14 protein-coding genes are annotated in these 23727 nt (G+C 33.5%); 7 read left to right on the forward strand and 7 right to left on the reverse strand.

From position 1 onward, the window contains the following. Window positions 1-205: 205 nt before the first annotated feature. The 3 genes from ACNFIH_RS00145 to ACNFIH_RS00155 all read left to right on the forward strand — a co-directional run bounded on the left by ACNFIH_RS00145 (window position 206) and on the right by ACNFIH_RS00155 (window position 9264). Window positions 206-1183: a helix-turn-helix domain-containing protein gene (locus ACNFIH_RS00145; RefSeq protein WP_426484961.1), complete on the forward strand. Its 978-nt coding sequence runs from the start codon at window positions 206-208 to the stop codon at window positions 1181-1183. A gap of 142 nt (window positions 1184-1325) precedes the next feature. Continuing rightward, on the forward strand, window positions 1326-8390 hold the full coding sequence (locus ACNFIH_RS00150) for an MBG domain-containing protein (RefSeq protein WP_426484962.1): 7065 nt from the start codon (window positions 1326-1328) through the stop codon (window positions 8388-8390). A 28-nt stretch (window positions 8391-8418) separates the two neighbouring features. After that, on the forward strand, window positions 8419-9264 hold the full coding sequence (locus ACNFIH_RS00155) for an outer membrane beta-barrel protein (protein ID WP_426484963.1): 846 nt from the start codon (window positions 8419-8421) through the stop codon (window positions 9262-9264). A 140-nt stretch (window positions 9265-9404) separates the two neighbouring features. Here ACNFIH_RS00155 and ACNFIH_RS00160 read toward each other — a convergent pair whose 3' ends face one another. Next, window positions 9405-10709, reverse strand: coding sequence for a hypothetical protein (locus ACNFIH_RS00160; protein ID WP_426484964.1), 1305 nt, complete (start codon window positions 10707-10709; stop codon window positions 9405-9407). A gap of 435 nt (window positions 10710-11144) precedes the next feature. On the opposite strand from ACNFIH_RS00160, the gene ppk1 reads away from it, so the two are divergent. Continuing rightward, the gene (gene ppk1, locus ACNFIH_RS00165; protein WP_426484965.1) at window positions 11145-13163 is read left to right on the forward strand and encodes a polyphosphate kinase 1; all 2019 of its coding nucleotides are present in this window, start codon (window positions 11145-11147) and stop codon (window positions 13161-13163) included. 308 nt (window positions 13164-13471) lie between these two features. Here ppk1 and ACNFIH_RS00170 read toward each other — a convergent pair whose 3' ends face one another. Continuing rightward, entirely contained in the window at window positions 13472-13792 is a 321-nt protein-coding gene (locus tag ACNFIH_RS00170) for a hypothetical protein (protein WP_426484966.1), read from the reverse strand. Window positions 13793-14018: 226 nt separating this feature from the next. On the opposite strand from ACNFIH_RS00170, the gene ACNFIH_RS00175 reads away from it, so the two are divergent. Beyond that, a complete protein-coding gene (locus ACNFIH_RS00175) occupies window positions 14019-14477 on the forward strand; it encodes an RNA methyltransferase (protein WP_035652171.1) in 459 nt (152 codons plus the stop codon). Between the two features lie 181 nt (window positions 14478-14658). On the opposite strand, the gene ACNFIH_RS00180 is transcribed toward ACNFIH_RS00175, so the two are convergent. Continuing rightward, window positions 14659-15129: a hypothetical protein gene (locus ACNFIH_RS00180; RefSeq protein WP_426484967.1), complete on the reverse strand. Its 471-nt coding sequence runs from the start codon at window positions 15127-15129 to the stop codon at window positions 14659-14661. 2 nt (window positions 15130-15131) lie between these two features. Further along, complete coding sequence (locus ACNFIH_RS00185) at window positions 15132-16112, reverse strand: heme-binding domain-containing protein (protein ID WP_426484968.1); 981 nt, start codon at window positions 16110-16112, stop codon at window positions 15132-15134. A 189-nt stretch (window positions 16113-16301) separates the two neighbouring features. Between ACNFIH_RS00185 and ACNFIH_RS00190 the strand changes: the two genes are divergently transcribed. After that, window positions 16302-17426, forward strand: a complete 1125-nt coding sequence (locus tag ACNFIH_RS00190) for a LytR/AlgR family response regulator transcription factor (RefSeq protein ID WP_426484969.1) — start codon at window positions 16302-16304, stop codon at window positions 17424-17426. Window positions 17427-17666: 240 nt separating this feature from the next. On the opposite strand, the gene ACNFIH_RS00195 is transcribed toward ACNFIH_RS00190, so the two are convergent. Beyond that, window positions 17667-18587 (reverse strand): hypothetical protein, encoded by a 921-nt coding sequence (locus ACNFIH_RS00195; RefSeq protein ID WP_426484970.1) that lies wholly within the window; start codon window positions 18585-18587, stop codon window positions 17667-17669. Between the two features lie 348 nt (window positions 18588-18935). Between ACNFIH_RS00195 and ACNFIH_RS00200 the strand changes: the two genes are divergently transcribed. Then, window positions 18936-19583 (forward strand): FMN-dependent NADH-azoreductase, encoded by a 648-nt coding sequence (locus tag ACNFIH_RS00200; protein WP_426484971.1) that lies wholly within the window; start codon window positions 18936-18938, stop codon window positions 19581-19583. Window positions 19584-19750: 167 nt separating this feature from the next. Here the strand turns inward: ACNFIH_RS00200 and ACNFIH_RS00205 are convergent, their stop codons facing one another. Beyond that, window positions 19751-20536, reverse strand: coding sequence for a GLPGLI family protein (locus tag ACNFIH_RS00205; RefSeq protein ID WP_426484972.1), 786 nt, complete (start codon window positions 20534-20536; stop codon window positions 19751-19753). 4 nt (window positions 20537-20540) lie between these two features. Continuing rightward, entirely contained in the window at window positions 20541-23339 is a 2799-nt protein-coding gene (locus ACNFIH_RS00210; protein WP_426484973.1) for an outer membrane beta-barrel family protein, read from the reverse strand. Window positions 23340-23727 lie beyond the last annotated feature (388 nt).

Genomic DNA, 23727 nt, shown 5'->3' on the forward strand with positions numbered 1-23727 from the left:
CTTTATTTAGATTTTAATTTTATGATGATTTGGTAAAATTTAAATAAATTTTATCTTTGACTTTGAAATGCTCCAACAAACACTAAAAAAATGGTTGAACCAATTTAAGCAGTACTTTTTTACGTACAGCAACGGCTTCTATCATCTTCCTTACAGCAGTAAAACTCCAGAAGATCTTGTGGAGAGTTTAGCTAATTACCCCTTTATGAAGCATGATAGAGTAAAACAGAGTGTTTACGCTAATACGCCATTTTGTTCGGGAGGCTTCAATTATCAAAAATTAGAAGAAGGACTTTGGGTTATTTATTCTAAAATGAAATATAAAACTAATGTAGCTTTTGACCTCGTTTATGATGACCCGGCAGAAATGAAAATTGAGGATAAAGGCTACTATATGCTTAGTCTTAATAATGTTACAAGTCAGCCAATAATCGATCTGAAAATTTGTGAAAAGCAATTATGTTTTGCAAATTATAGCTGGACATTCTTTAAGCCAAAAGAACGCAATTGCGATGTAAATTTTAAAGGAGCAAATAACAAATACATCACTTTGTATTTTAATGAAGAATGGCTGCAAAAAAACTTGCTTCAAAATAGTTTGTTCTCAGAAGCTGGATTGGATAAATTTATAAGGTCTGATCAGCCTTATATTGCCTGGCCTGTTGATGAGAAGGATGAGCTGGTGAAAAACTTTGGTATTTTTGATGAGGTTATGAATATGAATAATGAAGCCAGTCATATTGATTTTCTTCAGTTTAAACTCTGTACTTTAAATCTTATTTTCGGTTTTTTAAGAACTTGTAGAGATCAGCAAGTGTTTGAAAAACATTTTGCAATTGATTATGAAAATAAATTCAGCATCAATAAAGTTGAAAATTATTTGACGAGCAATCTGTATGATAAATTTCCTGGAATTGATTTCCTGGCTGAAAAATTTAAAATTTCAGAAAGCAAGCTTAAGTCTGAATTTAAGCAGTTTTTTGGAAAACCAATCTACAAATATTTCCAGGAAAAACAGATGATACTGGCTAAAGAACTTATTATCGAAAACAAACTTTTGATAAAAGAGATTTCGTATAAGTTTGGTTACGAAAACACCAGTAAATTTACTGCAGCGTTTAAAAAATGTAACGGTATTCTGCCATCTGAACTGCAAAAACAGGAATTTGATATTGCAGTTTAAAATCTAATTTTTTCTTTTCTTATTTTTTTCTTCCCAAAAAAAACTTTTTGGGCTATAGATTTTCTTGATCAAAACTTTTTGGAGTGCTTTTGAGCTTGTTCGCTTATCTAATTTTGTGTACAAATTAAACTAACCCCAAAATATGAAGAAAAAATTACTTTTAATTTTCACATTTTCAATTATTATTTTTGTTTCATCCAGTATGTTTGGACAAATGAGAGTTGATTTAACTAAGACAGACATAACTTCTCTTTCGTCAACTGGTTCGATTACTGCTAATATAGTTGATGGACTTTATCCTCCTTACACTTATTCTTGGTCAAATGGAGAAGCTACTCAAACAATATCTAATTTAAGTGCAGGATATTATTCAGTAACTGTAACAGATTCACATTATAATATTGCTTATGCAAATATATCCATAGGACAATGTTCTGGGAAAGAAAAAGCAATAGCAGTACAAACAAATGCCTCTTGCGCAGGAGCAGCAACTGGCTCGGCAACTGTCGCAGTTAAAGGAGGTTCAGGGAATTATAGTTATAGTTGGAACACACCAACAGTAAAAACTACACAATCGGTAACTGGGCTCTTGGCAGGAACCTATACGGTAACTGTAACAGACAATCAAACACATTGCACAACGACAGGCAGTGTTGATATTATTTTAGGTGCTACAACTCCGGTAGGTGATGCTTCCGTTTATGGTAATAATATTTGGAATGTGTATGCTTGGAATAGGGGAGTTGTTAGTAGAAGTGCATGGGGACAGGATTATTCGGGTTATTTTACAGCTAATACTTTAAGTTTTAATTCTGAAGATTATTTTGAAGATTATGATGTCCCATCTTCAGTTGCGGGTTATCAAGGATGTAGGGTAAATGGTGATGATCATTCTTGGAGTGCAAAAAGGCAAGGATTTCCATGCGGATATTATAAAATCGATATACCAATGCATGATGATTGGGTGAGATTATATATTGATGGTGTTTTAGTTTTTGGTGATGACAATTGTTGTGAATCGCATGCAAAGGTTTGGGAAGGTTTTTTAGATAGTAACAGTAGAGTTGAATTCCAAATTGCTGAAGATAAAGGTCAGTCTAGAGGAAATATTCAATTCACTATGATTCAGCCTACAGCAGTCATTACCAATGTATCATGCAATGGTGGAAGTAATGGCGCGATCACTTTACCAAGTCAAACAAATGGAACATATACCTATAATTGGGGTGACGGCATAACAACAAAAGATAGAACAGGACTAGTAGCAGGAGATTATACGTTAACTATTACCAGTCCAAATGGTTGCGCAAAAACTAATACATATACAATTTCGCAGCCCGATCCTATTACCATTGTTCCATCGCAATCTGATATATCTTACATTGGTGGAAGAGAAGGTTATGCTCGTGCGGTGGTAACCGGAGGAAAGGGACCATATTCTTATTCATGGTCACCATCTGTACCAATTGCAATTGGTGGAGAAGCTTATTATCTTGGCGCAGGAACGTATACAGTAACCGTCACGGATACAAATAATTGTACAGCCACACATAGTTTTACTATTACAGAACCAGAAGTACTTGAAGCAACATTAGTTTCGCAACATAATATTGACTGTAATGGAGCAAATACAGGATCAATAACAATAAACGCAACTGGTGGAACAGCCCCATATTCATATTATTGGTATCATTCAGGCGCAAATAGTGCAACAGCTTCTGGTCTTTATGCTGGAACCTACACAGTATTTGTTTACGATGCAAATTCTAATTCAGTAACTAAAAGCTTTACAATTACAGAACCAAATCTTCTAACTGCAACATCAGTAGCTCAAACAAATGTTGCTTGTCATGGAGCATTGACGGGATCAGCAACTGTAAGTGCAAGCGGAGGAACAGGAACTTACAGATATTCATGGTCGCCTTCTGGTGGAAGTGATGCAACAGCTTCAGGACTTTCTGCGGGGAATTATACCGTAACCGTGACTGATGATAACAATTGTACAGCTATGCAGAGTTTTACTATTACAGAACCTGATGCTATCGTTATTACTCCGTCACAAACAAATTTAAGTTGCAAAGGGAGTGCTAATGGTTCAGCTAGTGCAATTATAACAGGAGGTGCAGGAAGCTATACCTATCAATGGTCTCCTTCGGGTGGAACAAATGCCTCAGCAACAGGGCTTACTGCAGGAACCTACACGGTTACAGTGACCGATAGAAATGCATGTACTGCTACGCAAAGTTTTACTATCACAGAACCAGATGTACTTGTAGCGTCAAAAGGTTCTCAGACAAATATTGCTAGTCGTGGAACAGCGACAGGATCGGCAACAGTAAATGTGATCGGAGGAACAGGCCCATATTATTATTCATGGGCTCCATCTGGCGGAACTTCAGCAACAGCAACGGGGCTTACTGCAGGAACTTATACAGTAACAGTGACCGATGATAATACATGTACTGCAACACAGAGTTTTACTATTACAGAACCAGATGAACTTATAGCATCGAAAGTCTCTCAGACAAATATTGCCTGTCATGGAGCGGCGACAGGATCAGCAACAGTGAGTGTAACTGGAGGAACAGGTTTATATTCTTATTCTTGGTCACCTTCTGGCGGAACTTCAGCAACAGCCACAGGTCTTAGTGTTGGAATTTATACAGTTACAGTGACCGATGCCAATGCATCTACAGCAACGCAAAGTTTTACTATCATAGAACCAGACGCACTTGTAATATCGCAAGGTTTTCAGACTAATATTGCCTGTCATGGAGCAAATAATGGATCAGCAACAGTAAGTATTAGTGGAGGAACAGGAGCATATACTTATTCTTGGTCACCATCTGGAGGAACTTCAGCAACAGCAACAGGGCTTGGAGCAGGAACCTACACGGTAACCGTTACTGATGCAAATTTGTGCACAGCAACACAGAGTTTTACAATTACAGAACCAACCAAGCTTACAGCAACAGCAGGAGCTCAGACAAATATTGCCTGCAATGGAGCAAAAACAGGATCAGCGACAGTGAGCGTAAGCGGAGGAACAGGAGCATACACTTATTCTTGGTCACCTTCTGGCGGAACTTCAGCGACTGCAACAGGGCTTGGGGCAGGAACTTATACAGTGACTATAACTGATGCAAATTTATGTACAGCAACACAGAGTTTTACAATCATAGAACCAAATATCCTTGCAGCGACAGCAGTTGCCCAAACAAATGTTGGTTGTCACGGAGCTGCCACAGGATCAGCAACAGTGAGCGCGACTGGAGGAACAGGAGTATATTCTTATTCATGGTCTCCATCTGGTGGAACTTCTGCAACAGCTTCAGGGCTTAGTGCAGGAACATACACAGTAACAGTAACCGATGCAAATAATTGCACAGTGACTCAAAGTTTTATTATCACAGAACCTACCAACATATTAACAGCTTCTCAAGGAACAATTGTCAATGTAAATTGTCACGGAGAAGCAACCGGCTCAGCTACTGTAAATGTAACTGGAGGAACTGGTTCTTACTCTTATTCTTGGTCACCTTCTGGAGGAACAGGAGCTACAGCTTCAGGATTAGCTTTCGGAACTTATACAGTAACGGTAACCGACAGTAATGGATGTACAACAACTCAAGGTTTTACTATCACAGAACCAGCATCAAGTCTTTCAGCGACAACAGCATCAGTTGGAGTTAGTTGTTTTGGCGGAGGAAATGGCAGCGCAAGTGTAAGCGTATCAGGAGGAAGTCCAAATTATACATACTCATGGTCTCCCTTTGGCGGAACTTCAGCAACGGCAACAGGACTTAGTGCCGGAGATTATACTTGTACAATAACAGACTCAAAAGGGTGTACATTGACAAAAACTGTTACTGTTGCAACTCCGGCTAAAATATCTGGTACGATAACAAAAGTAGATGTTTCGTGTAATGGAGGAACAAATGGTTCTGCAACTGTAACTGCTTCTGGTGGAGCTGGTTCATATTCTTATTCTTGGTCACCTACTGGAGGTAATGCTGCTACTGCATCAGGACTTTCTAAAGGAAATTATACCGTAACAATTCAGGATGGAAATACATGTGTATACATAGCTAGCGTCACGATAGACGAGCCATCTGTTTTAACAGCATCAATTTCTCATACAGATATATTATGTAATGGTGGAGCAACCGGAACAGCAACAGTAGTTCCTTCAGGCGGTACAGGTACATATTCTTATTTATGGTCACCTTCGGGCGGTACTGCAGCAACTGCAACTGGTCTGGCAACAGGAACCTACAGCTGTAAAATTACCGATTCTAATGGTTGTTTCGTAACTAGATCAATCAGAATTGATGAGCCTGCAGTCTTAAGTGCTACAACAAGTCAAATAGATGCAACCTGCATGTCGGCTGGACAAGCAGCTGTTAATGTTAGTGGAGGTGTAGGTCCTTATACTTATTTATGGTCACCTTCTGGCCAAACAACAGCAATAGTAACGGGATTAAATAATGGCAGCCATTCATGCCTAATTACAGATAGTAATGGATGTACAATTACTAAAACCTTTTTAATTAATACAACCAACACCTTAACTGCTACAGCAAGTAAAAACGATATTTTATGTAATGGCACCAACACGGGTTCTGCTTCGGTAGTTCCATCTGGAGCACCAGGTCCTTTTACTTATGTTTGGGCACCAACTGGTGGTTCAAGCAATACTGCAAGCAATCTAGCAGCAGGTAATTATAGTGTTACGATAACTTCTGCGAATGGCTGTTCGATTGTAAAAAACTTTATAATTACAGAATCTTCTGCATTAACAGTTACTCCATCTCAAACTAACTTATTATGTAATGGAGCAAATACAGGATCAGCAAGCGTAAGTGTAAGCGGAGGAACGGGATCTTATACTTATGCGTGGGCTCCTTCTGGCGGAACTGCAGCAACAGCAACAGGTCTTAGCGCCGGAACTTATACAGTAACCGTTACCGATACAAATTCTTGTACAGCAACGCAGAGTTTTACAATTACAGAGTCAAATGTTCTTACAGCAACAGCAGTTTCTCAAACAAATATTGCTTGTAACGGAGCAAATACAGGATCAGCTACAGTTAGCGTAAGTGGAGGAAAAGCGGGATACAGTTATTCTTGGGCTCCATCTGGAGGAAATTCAGCAACGGCAACAGGGCTTAGCGCCGGAACTTATACAGTAACCGTTACCGATACAAATTCTTGTACAGCAACGCAGAGTTTTACAATTACAGAGCCAAATGTTCTTACAGCAACAGCAGTTTCTCAAACAAATATTGCTTGTAACGGAGCAAATACAGGATCAGCTACAGTTGGCGTAAGCGGAGGAAAACCAGGATATAGTTATTCTTGGTCCCCATCTGGAGGAAATTCGGAAACAGCAACAGGACTTAGTGCAGGAACTTATATAGTAACTGTTACCGATGCAAATTCTTGCACCGCAACTCAAAGTTTTACAATTACAGAGCCAAATGTTCTTACAGCAACAGCCGTTTCTCAAACAAATATCGCTTGTCACGGAGCAAATACAGGATCAGCTACAGTTGGCGTAAGCGGAGGAAAATCAGGATATACTTATGCGTGGGCTCCATTTGGTGGAAATTCTGCAACAGCAACAGGACTTAGTGCTGGAACTTATACAGTAACCGTTACCGATGCAAATTCTTGTACAGCAACGCAGAGTTTTACTATAACTGAACCAGCATTACTTGAAGCTATTACTTCAAAAACGAATGTATCTTGCTATAGTGGAAATGATGGAACCGCATCTGTAAATGTCAGCGGAGGAAAAGGAGTTTATACTTACTTATGGTCGCCGAAAGGAGGAAATGAATCCACTGCAAGCGGACTTACAGCAGGAACCTATTCTGTAACCATTACTGATGCAAATTCTTGCTCAATCTCAAAAACAGTAGTAATTGAAGAACCTGCGCCTTTTGTAGTAAATACTTTGGCTGCAAGAAATATAACGGTTTCCGGAGCGGTAATTTCTGGAACAATTTCTTCGGAAAATAATGATGGAAAATGTTTGACAGAAACAGGATTTGTTTATTCGCTTAAATCAAATCCGCTGCTAACAGATAATAAAATTATTGCTGGCAGTTCATTAGGATCAATTACCTCAACGCTGACTAATTTAAAAGGAAATACAATTTATTATGTAAGGACTTATGCGATAAACAGTAATGGATTTGTTGCTTACGGAAATGAAGTTAGTTTTACTACAGATAAATACACTCTTTTCATTACTGCATCGGCTGAACATAAAAAGGTATTTGGTACAACTGACCCAGTTTTTAAATATACGGTATCAGGATTTGCAAATGGCGATACAAATGATATTATAACAGGAAATCTTTCAAGAGAAATTGGTGAAAATGCTGGAAAATACAAAATTAATGCGGGAACAATTGATGCTGGCAAAAATTATAAAATTGTTTTTGAAAACGCGGTTTTTGAAATCACTAAAGCAGATCAGATAATATCTTGGAATCAAGATTTACAATTTGGTTGTGAAAGCGAAAACAACATAAATCTTAATGCAGAATCAAACAGTGGATTGCCAATAACTTATTCGGTCGCGAATAGTAATATCGCTGAGGTTTCAGGCAATAATTTAGCGATAAAAAATTCGGGAAGTACTTCAATTACAGCATTTCAGATTGGAGATCAAAATCATAATCCAGCTGTGGCGGTTATAAAATCTATAGAAGTTACACAGGGCGGACTTATAACGCAGCATTGGTCTGATGTTCTTTTCTTTGATAATAAAAATAAAGATTTTGTTTCTTGGCAATGGTATAAAAACGGAACAGCGATCTCGGGTGCGACTCGACAGTATTTCAACGAAAATCAAGCTTTAAATGGCGCTTATTATGTTATTGCTACAGATAAAGATGGAAACAAAATTAAATCTTGTTTGTTTGAAATAACTGGGAAAGTGTTTTCAAATAATATCAAAATATATCCTAATCCGGTAAAAGCGTCTACTGAATTTACTTTAGAATGTAATTTTAGTGAAGCACAACTTAAAAGTGCTACTATTGATATTTTTGATATAAACGGAAAATTGATTCAGACTGTTTCTAATATAAAAACTCAGAATCAGATAATTGCGCCTTCACAAACTGCGATTTATGTTGTTGCGCTTACTTTATCAAATGGTGAGCAAAAAACAATTAATCTGTTGGTAAAGTAAAGTGAGTTTTAATTTATAATCAATGAAAATGAAAATCAAAATAGCAGCCGGGATATTCTTATTATATAGTTCTATACAAGCGCAAGAAATTAATATGAAACTTAGCGGAGGCCCATCGGGAATTCTTTATGAAAGCTCTGCAGGAAATGGCGATATAAAAGTCGGTGGGGGTTTAGGTGTTGGATATACTTATTTCCTTAATAAGCATTGGGGAATCAATACAGGTGTTGAGGTTCTTTACAATCAAAATAGTTTTAAATTGAATGAAGGAACAACAATCAATTCGAATGAAATTGATGATCAGATGTCGGCATTCGAATATAGAGTGACGCCAAAAAATTATCAGGAAAAACAGCATTTTATTTCTTTGGCAATTCCAGTTCTTTTACAATACAGAACTCTAATTTCAAGCCAATCACAATGGTATTTGGGTTTTGGTGGAAAAGTTTTATTTCCAGGAAAACAAACCATAAAAGCTTCTGCTGATGAATTACAGTTAAGTGGTTATTATCCAGATATGGATCTTCTTGTTGAAAATTTGCCTTCACACGGATTTGGAAAAGTCAACAATTGGCAGGATAAAACATCAGCAGATCTTAAAACTTCATTGTTAGTAAGTTTAGAAACAGGTTTAACTTTCAAACTAAAAGAAAATCTACAGCTTTATACTGGTATTTTTGCTGATTACGGCTTTTCTGATTTAGCAAAAAATACTGAAAATACGAACATCGTTTTGTATGACCCAAACGGAATTGAAAATACGCAAGCAAATGGTGTTTCAGGAAATAAAACATTAGTGCAAAAGAGTAATTATTTTTCTGCTGGACTACAAGTCAAATTCGGGTTTTCATTTAAAAAAGCGAAAGAGAATTAGAAATAAGAAATTAGTAATAAATACTTGAAAAATAAAAGGTGCTGTTTCGTAATGAAACGCACCTTTTGTTTTTATTATAAAAGTATTTTTTACATAGGAGTTAATAATATGCCATTGGCGAAAGTTTTCTATTTTTCAGATTATATAGCACTAATCTTTATAGAACTCGTTTTATCGTTAAAACTTCCCAAACAGCTATTGTTCCCTGTTATTACAACAGATTCTCCTCCAAAATTATCATTCTGATACATTGTAATTTTGTATCCACTTTCTAAACGAACAGAAGACAAATCATCATTTACAATACCGTATGATTTTAGCTGAGCCAATGTATAATTCCCTGCAGGCAAAGCAATCGCATAACCTGTGTAATTACAATTTTGGTAAACAGTTACAATACCTCCCGCCGAAGTATTATATTTATTATCAGTGTAAATACGTGATAAATTGCCAACACCATCAAAATAATTATCCGCTAATTTTGCAGGATCCGTTGCAAATTCTCCACCTTGTACAATGGCATCATTTCCATCGTCCCATGCCCACGGAGCATTAGCTCCACCAGTTTTAAAATCATTTCCTTTAAATCCTCCAGCCGGGCTTGAAAATAATTCTGTATTAAATCGCTGGTCCCATAATCCTCCGTTTTCAAAAATATCGACAAGTTTGTATTCTACATAATTATCATAATTATCAGCAGGTATTTGCGCGACTCCGCTTGCTGAAGGATAATATATAATTCCATCTCCATCTATATCATGTTGTGGCCACGCTTTAAGACTATGTCCTTTAGAATCTTGTGCTGTAATAGGATGTAATTCACCATTATAATCTCTCATTTGTAAAGTTCCATCAACACTTTCCAATCCGCTAACGTAAGCACTTCCAGATGGTACATAAGAAAAGAAATCGGAATGACTTACAGTAACTGCTCCTTTTAAGGCACCATAAGTTGAACCATTTTTTTCAATAATCATCAATACACCTTCTAAATCATTTTCATGTTGGTCTAATGAGTATAAAAATGGATTATCTGTCCAGTCACGCGGGTGAAAGAAAGCATAAGTAATAAACCAGTGAGTATTTGATTCTACTACAGAATAATAGCAATGAGCAGCTAATGAATTGGCATAAGCAGGAAGATTGTTCCAGTTGTTTTCGCCATTCCAGTCATTATCATAAGTAATAGCAGTCAGGTAATCAGATTTTCCGCCTTCGGCATAAGTTCCTGTAGCGTCTACATCTTGGTAATGAATTGGAGCCCATCTTCTGGCCAAATCAGAACTTGCTGCTGTACTTAGTTTTTTTGTAAAGTTTTGCTGTTGTTTTACCACAGCAGTAGTTTCTGTTTCATTTAATGTCGTTTCCTCACAGGAGAACGTAATAGCCGACAGCATAATAGCTAAAGCTGTACTTAACATCTTTTTTGGATTCTGTTTTTTCATAATTCTAGTTTTAATTGTTTATAACATATTTAAATTCATGGATTTTGATAAATCATTTAATAGCAATAATCAACTGAGAAATAAAAATAATCACCAGCAGAAGGAACTTTATTTTCTGAAAAATTTATCGATAGAATGTCTTGTTTTGAATTATAATTCTTACTACTTGTAAGTACTATAAAAGAGAAATCGTACTATTTGAGTTGTATTATAATACCATTAACAAAAAGTTAATAAGAAAAAGAAGAATGTTGTTGCTGAGATAACCCAAAAGAAGTAGATGTGTATGGTTATATCTTTGATATTGTAGTGATTAAGATATGTTATGAATAAATTAAATTATAGTTAACTGCTTGTCTGCCTTTACATTTTAAATTATTAATTCTCAAATTTACAACTGTATTAAAAGCAGCAATCAATTTATATTTATTCAACGTGCAAAACTATCTTATACCTTCAGAAATCTCCTGGCTTTCTTTCAATGACTGTATTTTGGGTGAGGCAGATGATCCAAGTAATTCATTATATGAAAGAATAAAATTTTTAGCCATTCATTCGTCTAATTTGGATGAATTTTTCAGAGTAAAAATCAGAAAACTGCTAATCAAAAATTCAAAAAAGAATAAAGAGCTTCTCGCTAAAATCTTAACTGAAGTAAATCTCCAACAGAATAGATTCGGAGCAATCTGGAATACTTCGATATTACCAGAATTAGAAGCTAATAATATTATCTATTATGAAAATCAAGAACTCTTAAGTGAACATTTACAGGAGATTGAATATTATTTTAAAAGTATTATTTTGTCTTATATTCAGGTAATTTATATTTCAGTAAATCAGCCTAAAACTTATTTTTTAAATAATCGAAGTTTATACTTTTTAGTAAAATTAAAAGATACTTCGGGTAATGATAATTATGCTTATTTAAATATTCCTTCGGATAAACTCGATCGCTATAAACAATTGCAAAGTCAGGGAGACACGCATTATATTATTTCGATTGACACTATAATAAAACATTGTTTGTCGCTCATATTTCCTACTGGAAAAGTTATTTCCTGTAATGCAATTAAATTAAACCGCGATGAAAATTATCTGATAGAAGACGAAAACTCAGGAGATTTAATAGCAAAGATTGAAGCAAAAATTGAAGAACGAAAACGTGGTTCATCGACAAGATTTTTGTACGATTCGAATATGGATACTGAAACAATTTCAGTATGCAAAAAAGCTTTCCGACTTAAAAAAGAGGAAATGATACAAGGAGGAAGTCATCATAATCTTTATGATTTATTCAAGTTTCCAAATCCAGTTAAACCGAATCTTCAAGGCGCAAACTATCCGGGTCTTAAACATCTTCCTTTTGAAAGCAGCAAATCTATTTTTGAAATTATTAATAAAGAAAATCAATTGTTACACTTTCCGTATCAATCGTATTATTGTGTACTTCAGTTTTTTAATCAGGCGGCAATCAATAGAAATGTTCTTGAGATAAAAATTACTTTATATCGCATCTCATCAGATTCGTTAATTGCAAATGCCTTGATAAGTGCGGCAAAAAATGGTAAAAAAGTTACTGTTTTTGTTGAAGTAAAAGCGCGTTTTGATGAATATAATAATTTATTCTGGTCCCGAGAAATGAAAAATGCTGGCATAAAAATCATTCAGAGTATGCCGAATTTAAAAGTTCATGCTAAAGTTGCAATGGTTACAATGAAGGATAAATACGGAAATAAAAAACACTTTAGTTATTTGTCGACCGGAAATTTTAATGAAAGTACAGCAAATATTTATTCGGATTTTGGATTCTTTACAGCAGAAAAAAAATACGCAGATGATTTAAAGACAGTCTTTGCATTTTTGAAATCCAAGAAAAAAACAGCTGCACCAAAACATATTTTAGCCGCAGGTTTTAATATGAAAGATAAATTAATAGAATTAATAGATAACGAAATCAACAATAAAAAAGAAGGCAAAGAAGCTTATATCTTTTTAAAGGTAAATGGAGTTGATGAAAAAGATATTATTGATAAACTTATTGAAGCAAGCAAAGCAGGTGTAGATGTTATAATGATAGTGCGCGGAATTTGCACGTTATTACCGGGAATTAAAAATGTATCAGAAAATATAGAAATCTATCGCATTGTAGATATGTTTTTAGAACATTCGAGAATCTACAAATTTGCCAATAATGGCGATGAAAAAATATATTTATCATCTGCAGATATGTTAAGTCGAAACTTAAACCGAAGAATAGAGGTTGCTTTTCCTTTATCTGATGAAAAACACATTGCTGCAATTAATACTATAATTCGATTACAATTAGAAGACAATACAAAAAGGAGAATTATAAACAGCGAAGGAAAAAATGAAATGGATATTCAAAATTTAGATGAGCCGAGGCGCGCACAGACCGAAATTTATAATTGGATTGCTGAGGCCAATAATGAATAACGCCAAGAGAATATTTAAGCTTAATTTCTGCAGAAGCATTAGCTCTCTAAAAGGATTTTACGGTTTCTTTGAGAATTAAATCTTCTGGTGCGAATTTTTATTCTTTTTATCTGAATTAGGCAGTCGCTAATAAGATTTTTTATTTCAGCATAAGAAACATTATGAACTGAAGCGATATTATTTTTTATTCCGTCAACATAATTTTCTGCGGTTAACAAATCTCTTTCAAGATTTTTTAAAATATTGCTTTTTATGTTTTTACTTTTCTTATAGTAGTAAATGCAATTATGAAGATCTTCTATTTGTCCTTAAAGATCAAATACGGCATTTTTTGAAATAGCGCGTCTGTAATAATTTAAAAATTTCAGAGGATTATCTTCAATTACTTTGTCAAAATCTTCAATTGCTTTGTAGTGATAATCTAATTTTTGAAAGCATTTAGCCCTAAGTTCATATACCGAAATATCGAATCCGGAGCTTACGGCAATATCAAGATGGAGTATGGCATCATGAAATTTGCTGGCTAAATAAAGTTGTCTTCCCTTTTTTAAATCAATCAGATCTTGAGTAGGATTTGACTTTGATAATTTACTTTTAAACTGCATTCCTAAATTGACAAACCATTTCATATACTAACATTTTAGATGGTTGAAGCGCTCAGATCGTAAATCAAAGCTGAAGATTAGGGGGGAGCTAAAGTTAAATAAAATTTTGATATACAGTTGTTTATAATGTATTTTGTTGATAAAAAATTAGTCGGAATATTGCCCAGTCCAGTTTTTTAAAGGGATTATGAGGATAATTAATTGTCAAAAAAATAACATTTATCTACTTGCAGTTTGTACTTTTGCGTTTATGAATGATAATTTTATAAATGAATATTTTGGCATAGGAATACAAAATGGTAAAACACCTGAAAACTTGGGTGTTTTGTGGAGATCGGCCCAAAATTTAGGTGCTACTTTTATATTTACCATAGGTAATCGGTATGCTAAACAAGCTTGCGATACTCATGATGCGGTAAAGGCAATTCCTTATTTCCATTATGAAACTTTTGAAGCTTTTTTCGAAAATTTGCCAAAGGGAGCACGTTTGGTTGGTGTTGAATTATCTGAAAATGCGTCTGATTTAGAAACCTTTGAACATCCAAGACGTTGCGTTTATTTATTAGGAGCAGAAGATCATGGTTTGTCTAAAAAAGCAATGGATAAATGTCATCATTTAGTAAAATTTAAATCTGAAAAAAGTTTAAATGTGGCTGTGGCGGGAACGATTATTATGTATGACAGAAATTTGCCTAAACCTCGTTCTTAGAATAAAACAATCTAGAAATCATCTTTGATCTAGAAAAACGAGCAATTAAAGAAAGATTATTTACTTCCTGATGCAGAACAGATAAAATAGTATATGATTATGAAGGAATCTATTGCTTTGTGCTGAATATTTTATAGAGTTATTTTTGAATAAAAATAACTCTAAAATTGCCATTTTTATTTTAAGGAGTTTCTGCCATACGTTTAGATAGTATTATAGTTGTTCTTCTGCTCTCATCGTTAGAAGAAACTTTTTTTAATGGATGTCCAGCATACAATTCATATTCAGGAATAGTGTTTCTTGTAAATTGTACTTTTTCTACACTAATAATCTGATCGGGAATATTTGCGCCATACCATAGTGAATCTCCTTTTTGTTTCCAGGTAACTTCATATAAAACAGCTCCGTTAGGATAAGAACTGTCTGCTTTTATTTTTGCATGCTGAAAAGCAATTTTATTGCCATATAAAGTTGACATAGTTGCTTTATTCGGATTTATAGAAAATGTAATGGGTGATAATAATAAAGGGTTTTCAGGCAGCGCATCTAATGCAGATACAGAAGCTTTTTCATTGAGATTATCTTTATTGTTTCCTTTACATCCAGAAAGTAAAATAATAAGTGCGATTATGATAGAATGAATTGGTTTCATAATTATTTGTTTTTGTTGTAGATATTGAATTTATTGATATCAAGATGCAGTGGAGTAGTAAAAACGTAATCATTGTTTTTAACAGGATTATGACAAGAAATGCATTCCTGATCAAAGTTGGCGTTATGGCCGTACGGTTTTAAGTCATTTCCTTTCCATCTTGCCCATCCCCATCCTTTTGTAGTTTCATATTTTTTTGCATCTTTTATCATAAATTCAACCTGAATGAATGCCCCGGCAGATACAGTTCCATCGGCTTCTGTTTTTTGTTTCCAGGCTGTTTTTGCAAAAATTGCACCATCGGGCCAAGGATTAGTTTGATGTTCTGCTATAGCTTTTACGGCAATTTCGTTTCCATAAATGATGCGCATACTGCCATTATCAAAGCGATCTGATGTACTAACAGCTTTCCAGTTTCTAAAATCGGGTATGTATTGAATTTTATTTAGTGTAGGTTTAACTTTAGTATAATCTGTTATTTTTTTATTTGGAAGTATTTTTTCAACATCTTTTGGAGTAGAAATAGGCAGAATTTCCTGATTTGGTTTTCGGGCTGCTATCGTTGTTAAATAATTCTTCAGAACTTCAATGGAACTATCGTCTAATTTGGCAGAAGGATGAAGAGCCGTATAACTTTTGATTGGCATTTCACCCGATAGTATTTTATTAAAAGCGTAATAAAGTGTAGCACTTTGCTTTGGCTTTTCTAATTTATCCCAATCCGAAAAATTCAACGCTTTTCGACCATCTTTAATATGAGAAGCTACTATAAAATTTGCAGGCGTAATTTTATCAAACCAGGCAAGATTTACGGTGTTAGAATGACAGTCAAAACAAGAGTTTCTTAAAATAGTATTTACTTCTGCAGGAACGTTAGTTAAGTCCTTTGTTGGTGTACTATATTCAATTTTTTCAGGTTTCCAAAATTGTAAAGCAATAAATACTAGCAGTAAAATTGCGAAGATTTTAAGTCCTTTTTTCATTTGTTTTATTTTTAGATGAAATAAATAATCAATTCAAAATTAGGCCTAATCCCAGTGCTTAAAAGATTTAATTGGTTCAAAGGGGATTTTTTGATCTTGAAGCCGAAATAGTAAAAGCTAAATAAATTGCTTATTTTAGCCTAAGTAAAATTTTCTAAACAGGTTTCATTTTAAGGACTATAAATTTACATGAAAAAAGCACGCCTTTATACTTTGACACTTACAGGCATTAGTATTGTTGTTCTAATTATTAGTTTGATTTCTTCCAGTTATCTTTATTTGTCTGCCAAAGAAAAGTTGTGTAATAGTAAATTAGAATCGGGCGAGAGGGAAGTTCGGGAAATTTCACGTCTTTTAGAACAGCAACTTCGCAGCGGATTGTCTAAAGATCAGGTAATTCATAATCTTCAGTTAAGTATTGAAAATACAGATATAAAGAGTGATTTCATTTGTATGTACAATCAAAAAGGAATTGAACTCTGCCATCCTAATCCGGCGTTAATTGGGATTAAAATCCAAGAGAATAATTCTCAGGTAAATGGAATAAGCAATCAAGAGTTTAAACCGTTAAGTACCGTTTTGGAACAAGGAGAAAAAATAGGAGGGATACGTACATTTCCAAATGATCCAAAAAGAAAATCGGAAATAATAAATATAAATCCCGTTGCAGGAACAGACTGGATGGTGGCTTCGCATGCTAACCTGGCTGTTTTAGAAGAAGAATTATCAGATTTGTATCTGCAGTTTGTTGTGAGTCTGTTTTTAAGTACAATATTTATAAGTGTTTGCTGCTACTTAATGATTCGACTTATTTATAGAAAATATGAAAGAGTTTTTGATCTTGAAAAAGAGGATTTGAATTACAAGGTAAATGAGCTCCAGATCTTGAATTTACAGTTAAATTCAAATCAGCAGAAATTACAAAATCTCGCAGATAACACTATTATAAATGATACATCAAAAGAGTCTGAAATTCCAAAGAAAAGAATTCTTACTTATCATAAAGATGAATTGATAAAATTAGATATAGAAGAGATTGCTTATATTTTACTGGATACCGGAATTACTTATATCTATACTTTTGACAATCGTCAGTTTAACAGCAATAACAGCCTTGATGAAGTTATGAAATGGCTTGATCAAACTACTTTTTACAGAGCAAACAGGCAGTTTATAGTCAATATAGGCTCTATTAGCAGTATATTACTTTATGGAAAAAATCAGTTGAAACTAATTATAAAACCAGATCCCAAAATAGACATTATCATCAGTAAAAATAAAGTATCGGAATTTAAAAACTGGCTCGATCAATAAATTGTATAAACTAATTCTATTCAGATATATTTAAATTTCTTCTTTGTTGGCTGATGCTGGAAATTTTTTAATAATTAACTTCCTAAGCCTTTCTTGGTTTTCATCTCCCCAATTACCTAACAGGCTATTTCACAGGAGCAGAATATGTAATCGATGGTGGCACAATTCCAACAATTTAATTAATTGAATTTTTAGTTTAAAGCCAATTAGTTTGAGGGCGATACAATTTTATGAGCCGATTTAAATCAGATTTAGTTTTACAGATAAACTTTTTAAATCCTGTTCTAAAGAGCGAATAGTGGCCTGCAGTTCATTTAGCATATTAGCTCTGGAATATAAATCGTCAGCGTTGTAAATTCCGCCATCATAAAAGAAAAGTTTTTCGGTTTCAGCATCTATTTTTCCATCAAAATTGTATTGCAGCCATCTGTTTTTAATACTTTCCTGCAAATCATTTTTTCCAGAATTACTAAATTGTTTTTCGTTTAGTATCGCCCAAATAGATCTAGGATATGCACCGTTAGAATTGTCATTGAACCAAATATTTCTTAGCAGATTTCTCTGCAGTTTTAAGTTGATTTTTTTTCCTTTAGGAGAAATAGTCATTGCTCCTAATCCTGCGCTTAATAATCCGCCACTTACACCTACAATATTACTGGAATTATTGTTTTTTATTAAAACAGTTGCTACAGTTGTCAATGCGCCTATTGTAACTGAAGCTACAGTAAGATTTTTGGTTTTTTTGTTATTGATACTGTTAACATAATCGGCTAATTTATTGATGCGCTCGCCATTACAGTCTAATTCTGAAGCGAGCGCATTTATTTCGATACCGGTAAGAATTAAGCGGTCAGTAATTTTTTGTTTTAAAACCAGTTTTTTTAAAGTATCTTTTTTTATTTGGAGATATTCTGTCAAATAAGTTTCAATACCAATAGCATTGCTGATTAGGATATCATGTTGGGATAGATTAGCATTTAATATACTGTCTTGTTTGGGTAATTTATTTTGAGAAACTTCTAGTTTAGAATAATCATAATCAATTGTAGGCTGGCAGTAATTGCTAGTCAGATATTCAATTTTTGGGCTATTTAAAACAGTTGAACAAGAACAGGCAAGAGCGGTTACAAACAATACAATAAATATTTTTAGTTGTTTCATGTTGACTTTGTTTTAACCCTAAAAATACGAATTAACTTTTTATTGCTGTCAGTCAAATTCTGAAGATATTCAAACCCTAGCGGGTAGGCAATTTCTCCAACTGAATTATTAGTATTTTAAAGTATATTCTTAGCTTCTTCAATCAAAAAATAACGAATATGATCGTGTGCATTCATTCCAGTTTCTTTTGTCACGATTTTATCCCAAGTTCACTTTCTGGCTTGTCTGTATTTTATAAAATTTATTGGAAGACAATAAAAACAAACAATAAAATGTGTTGACTGATTTCTTGAACTACATTAACTTTTTGATGTACGCCACCGGTTAGCTTTGCAGAAAATTAAACACATGAAAAAAATATTAGTAATTAACTCAAGTCCTCGTGATGGAAGATCACGCAGCAGAAAACTTGCGAATACGTTTGTTGAAATCTGGAAAAAGCAAGCACCTTATACGTCAATAACCTATAGAGATTTAGCATCGACTAATGTTCCACATGTCAGTGAAACTTGGATTGCTGCAGCATTTAGACCAGAGAACGATAGAACAGAAGCTGAAATTGAAGCATTAAAATTAAGTAAGGAACTTATTATTGAGTTAAAAGAGGCTGATGTAATTGTTCTTGCAGCTCCAATGTATAATTGGACAATTACCAGCTCTCTCAAAGCTTATATTGATCAGGTTTTAAGAGTAAACGAAACATGGAAACTTAATACCGAAGATCTCTCAAATCCTTACATTGGTTTGTTAAAAAATAAAACCGTATTCTTATTAACCTCTAGAGGAGCTCAAGGATACGAAAAAGGGGAGTACAATGAGCATATGAATTTTCAAACTCCTTATCTGAAGATGGTTTTCAACATTATTGGAATAACAGATATTCAGGAAATTACAGTTGATGGCGAAGCATATGGCCCAGAAGCAATTGAACTTGCAATCGAAAAATCAAATGCAAAGGTTACAAGTTTAATAGAAAGATATTTTTACAGCCATTAAGATTCATTCGGTATTTTCAATTTAATCAAAACACCGCCTAATATTCAAAATTATAAGCAATTAAAAAAACGAGTTGAAGCATTGTTTATAAAAGCTTTAACTCGTTTTTTTGTTTTCAATTATTTTGTTACTCTATTTTCCTGATACAGATAAGCTTTAATAGCTTGTTACAAGGAGTAGGCTTGTAATGTCTTTCTTGCCCATTTTCCCCAGTCTTTCAAAGCATCCAAAAGTATTTTGTTTAGTCCTTTATTGTCAGCAGGTTTGCCTTTAATTGGTGGAGCTAAATCTTTGTCAGAAACTGGGATTTCTGTAACTTTTGTAGCAAACCATGTCATATTTTCATGTGGCATGGCCAATCCTAAAATTGTTCCGGGTAAGCCTGTAAAAGATTCAGGGCCACCAGCAAATGGAATTTGAATTGTGTAATAGGCAACAACATAAACAGAATCAAGAACTATAGCATTTGCTCTGCGACATTCATAACCTGCAATTTCTCTTGTTTCATCGGTAATTTTCCAGTCAATTTTTCGTAAACTATCTTTAACTAAGTATAAATCATCGTAAACGTTTTTTTGGGTTATGCTGGTTTGGGTATCTAAATCTGTGGCGATAATATTTTTTAAATTAGCCATAGCATCATCTGCAATCCAACTGTTGTTGCTTGGTGATTCATTGGTTTCAGCCCATTTGTATAAACTTTTGTTTTTTGAAAAGGTGAGTGTACTTTTTGTAGTTTTAAATTGTGGATTGTTTTTTTTATAACTTTCAAAAGCTAGTTTATAATAACTCTCTGTTTCTCCTTTTATTTTTTTTGTAATCAAAGCATACGTATTTGATTTTTTCTCAAATTCGATTACGCCATTTTGTACAAAGTGGTCATTTTGTGCAAAAGTATTGCAGCTTGTCAATACAATTATTAAAATTAAGATGTGATTTATTAGTGTTTTCATGGTTTTAGTTTTGTTTAATTTCTCCTCCGCCCATTTTGCTGAAATCCCAGCTTACAGAGAACATAAAGTATCTTTGGATAGTTGTATAAGTGCTTTGGCTGATATTTCCATTGAATGCAGTTCGATTAAATCCTACATTTTGGTTCAAAAGATCTCGTCCCGTTATAGAAACTCTTAAATTATCTGATTTTAAGAACTTTTTGGTGATAGATGCATTCCAAATAAAACGTTCAAAACTTTCCTTAATCACTTGCGTTTTTCCATTGTATTGATAATTACCATCTGAGCTAATTTCTAATTTGAAAGGCAATTGTACGCTGGTCCAAAAATTTCCATTAAAGCCCCAACCATTACTATCGCTATTTTCGTTGATGCTTGCATCAGCAACATTGTAAGTAGGTCCGAAGCTAGCATTCAAATTATATTTTTTTTCTTTATTTTTTGATAAGTCTAAATGAAAGGAATAAGTTGAATTTTTAGTCTGATTCAGTTTTGTATTGATGTAATTATAGTTTACATTTTTGTTGGCGCTTAAACCAATTCCTGCGTTCAAGTCGATGGCTTTGATTGTTCTGCCAAAATTACCATTCAAATAATAACTTGTTGAAGCTTTGTCTTTTAGGTTTACAAATTGAGAAATACTTTGTCCTCTGTCATTTGTAATCACATTACTTATTATTGGATTCAGCGTAAAATTATACGATCCGTTAATCGAAAAATATTGATTGCTAAGTACTTTATACGAATAATAATTTCCTCTAAAACTGTTTTTAAAAGAAGGATCTAAATTTGGATTACCCAAAATCGTATTTAATGGGTTTTGATTATTTGGTATCGGTTGTATTTGTTCTAATGTTGGCTGATCGTTGTTTCCGTTATACGACAAACGTAGTGATTCCCTTTGTTTAAAATTATATTGATAGCTTATTTGAGGCATATAGTTGACAAATTTTCGATCAAAAGAACTATCTCTATAAACATCATATTGCTTAAAGTTTACACCACTAAATTTAGAACCAATAGTAAAAACAGTTTTGTTTTTTTTGTAATTAAAAATCGCTCCAAGTTGGTTTATCGTTTGGTCTAATTGATAATTATTACTAAAGATGGAATCCAGAACATTATAATCGCCATTTGGAGATTGATTAAAAGATTTACGATCAGATTTTCCGTTACTGATGTTGAATCCATAATTAAGAATTAGAGATAGACTTTTGGATAACGGTTCGGTATAGATTAAATTTGATTTAAAAGCTGTATTCTTAATATTATTGACTTTGTTTTGATCGACTACTTTAGTGCTATCTGGACTAATTACGGCTGGTGTAAAAAATTCAGCTCTGGAATTTAAATAACCATCACTTTTGCTATCTGTACTTGATTGACTTAAATTAAGAGATAATGTTCGGCCTTTTTTCTTTAATCTTTTGGTTAATAAAGTGTTGAAATTAAATGTTTTATCATCAACATCGTTTGTAGTTGTCTGTTTCAAATTATTCAATTGGTTACCTTGTTCGTCAGTACCTTTTCGCATTTCTGCTTCACTTGAATTACTCTTTTTAAATAATCCATCTACATTTAATTTTAAAGTTAAAGTAGTATCAATTTTAATTTCATACGCTAGATCAAGTTTATTTTTAGTCATGTTTTTCTCAAAATTCTTGTCTGAAGTATTATAAATACTGCTATTACTTAAATTTTGCTGGTTAATATCATTGCGATTTCCTGAAAGTTTGATATCGCCAATTTTATAATTTACATTGATAGATTCTTTATCGTTGTTCCATTTATTGTCAAAATGTATTCCGCCAGTTTGAGCTACTGGAATTCCTTCACCATTAAATTGTCCATCCCAACTGTCAAATTCGTCATTTCCGGTGTTTGTAAAGTAAATACCGCCGTCATCACTTACTTGATAACTATTTTGACCATATTTATCTTTATCTCCCCATCCTAATCCTACTTGTCCTGTGTTGCCTAAAATACCATAAGCGGCTAATTTTTTCTTATCCCAAAACTTATTAAACATGGCTTGACCTTTGTAAAAATTATCAGTTCCTCCTCCGAGTTCTACTTTCCCGAAATAACCATTTTTTTTGTCTTCTTTAAGTTTAACATTCAGGGTTTTGGTTTTCTGACCATCATCAATTCCTGTAAAAGCGGCTTGATCACTTTTTTTGTCGTACAATTGTACTTTATCAACCATATCTGCACGTAGATTTTTTGTAACTAAAGTGGGATCATCACCAAAAAATTCTTCCCCATCAACTAAAACTTTGGTCACAGTTTCGCCTTGAGCGGTAATTTTTCCATCCTTATCAATTTGTATTCCGGGGAATTGTTTTATCAGATCTTCCACTTTTGCATTAGGTTCTATTTTAAATGCTCTTGGATCAAATTCTAACGTATCTCCTTTGATTTTCATGGCGGCTCTGTTGCCTTTGATGATTATTTCGGATAGTATTTTTCCTCTATCTTCCAAATTAATTTTACCATAATCCTTGATTAGCTTTGTGGAATCAATAGAAAATTGATCTACAAAATCAGCATATTTAGGATAAGAAACCAGTAAAATAAACTTACCGGCTTTAATATTATTCAACTCAAAATAGCCATTTTCTTTGGCTCGGGTAAATTTTACTAAAATGGAATCTTTTGCTCTTAACAAAGAGACTGATGCTTTCGTTAAAGTAGAATGGTTTATGGTATCGGTTACATATCCTTTAACTGTGCCTGATGTTTGTGCCTGTAAAATATTTGATAAAAATAGAAAGCAACATAATAATAGAATTGTTTGTCTCATTAATTGGTTATGGTTTTTTAAAAAAGAGGCATAATAATTCTAGTCTATTTTTTAAGAAATAGAAATAAAATGCACTTGTTTCGTGATTTGTTTTTGGTTATGGAGTTAGAAGATTGTAGATTCTATAATAGAAATTGAAATAGCACTTTTTTATAAAGGTTTGCTGAAGAATAGTGATTTGATTTTATGAAATTCATAATTTTTTTGTGAGGTTTTGATTGTTGATGGCTTAAATTTTAACGATTTTAATTGGCAATCGTTGGTATAATAGTTAAATGTTAACATGGTTCAAATCTAAATAAAAATAATACAATGTAAGAAAGGACTTCACTTTTTTTTAACATAATTAATTATTAACAATCTTGTTTTTTGCCAATATCTTTCAACG

Source organism: Flavobacterium sp. 2 (assembly GCF_049949195.1).
Taxonomy (GTDB): Bacteria; Bacteroidota; Bacteroidia; order Flavobacteriales; family Flavobacteriaceae; genus Flavobacterium.

Excerpts from the sequence above, each read along its gene's own strand:
- ACNFIH_RS00145 (WP_426484961.1), top strand. The coding sequence starts at position 206 with ATGAAGCATGATAGAGTAAAACAGAGTGTTTACGCTAATACGCCATTT.
- ACNFIH_RS00150 (WP_426484962.1), top strand. The coding sequence starts at position 1,326 with ATGAAGAAAAAATTACTTTTAATTTTCACATTTTCAATTATTATTTTT.
- ACNFIH_RS00155 (WP_426484963.1), top strand. The coding sequence starts at position 8,419 with ATGAAAATCAAAATAGCAGCCGGGATATTCTTATTATATAGTTCTATA.
- ACNFIH_RS00160 (WP_426484964.1), bottom strand. The coding sequence starts at position 10,709 with ATGAAAAAACAGAATCCAAAAAAGATGTTAAGTACAGCTTTAGCTATT.
- ACNFIH_RS00170 (WP_426484966.1), bottom strand. The coding sequence starts at position 13,792 with ATGAAATGGTTTGTCAATTTAGGAATGCAGTTTAAAAGTAAATTATCA.
- ACNFIH_RS00175 (WP_035652171.1), top strand. The coding sequence starts at position 14,019 with ATGAATGATAATTTTATAAATGAATATTTTGGCATAGGAATACAAAAT.
- ACNFIH_RS00180 (WP_426484967.1), bottom strand. The coding sequence starts at position 15,129 with ATGAAACCAATTCATTCTATCATAATCGCACTTATTATTTTACTTTCT.
- ACNFIH_RS00185 (WP_426484968.1), bottom strand. The coding sequence starts at position 16,112 with ATGAAAAAAGGACTTAAAATCTTCGCAATTTTACTGCTAGTATTTATT.
- ACNFIH_RS00190 (WP_426484969.1), top strand. The coding sequence starts at position 16,302 with ATGAAAAAAGCACGCCTTTATACTTTGACACTTACAGGCATTAGTATT.
- ACNFIH_RS00195 (WP_426484970.1), bottom strand. The coding sequence starts at position 18,587 with ATGAAACAACTAAAAATATTTATTGTATTGTTTGTAACCGCTCTTGCC.
- ACNFIH_RS00200 (WP_426484971.1), top strand. The coding sequence starts at position 18,936 with ATGAAAAAAATATTAGTAATTAACTCAAGTCCTCGTGATGGAAGATCA.
- ACNFIH_RS00205 (WP_426484972.1), bottom strand. The coding sequence starts at position 20,536 with ATGAAAACACTAATAAATCACATCTTAATTTTAATAATTGTATTGACA.
- ACNFIH_RS00210 (WP_426484973.1), bottom strand. The coding sequence starts at position 23,339 with ATGAGACAAACAATTCTATTATTATGTTGCTTTCTATTTTTATCAAAT.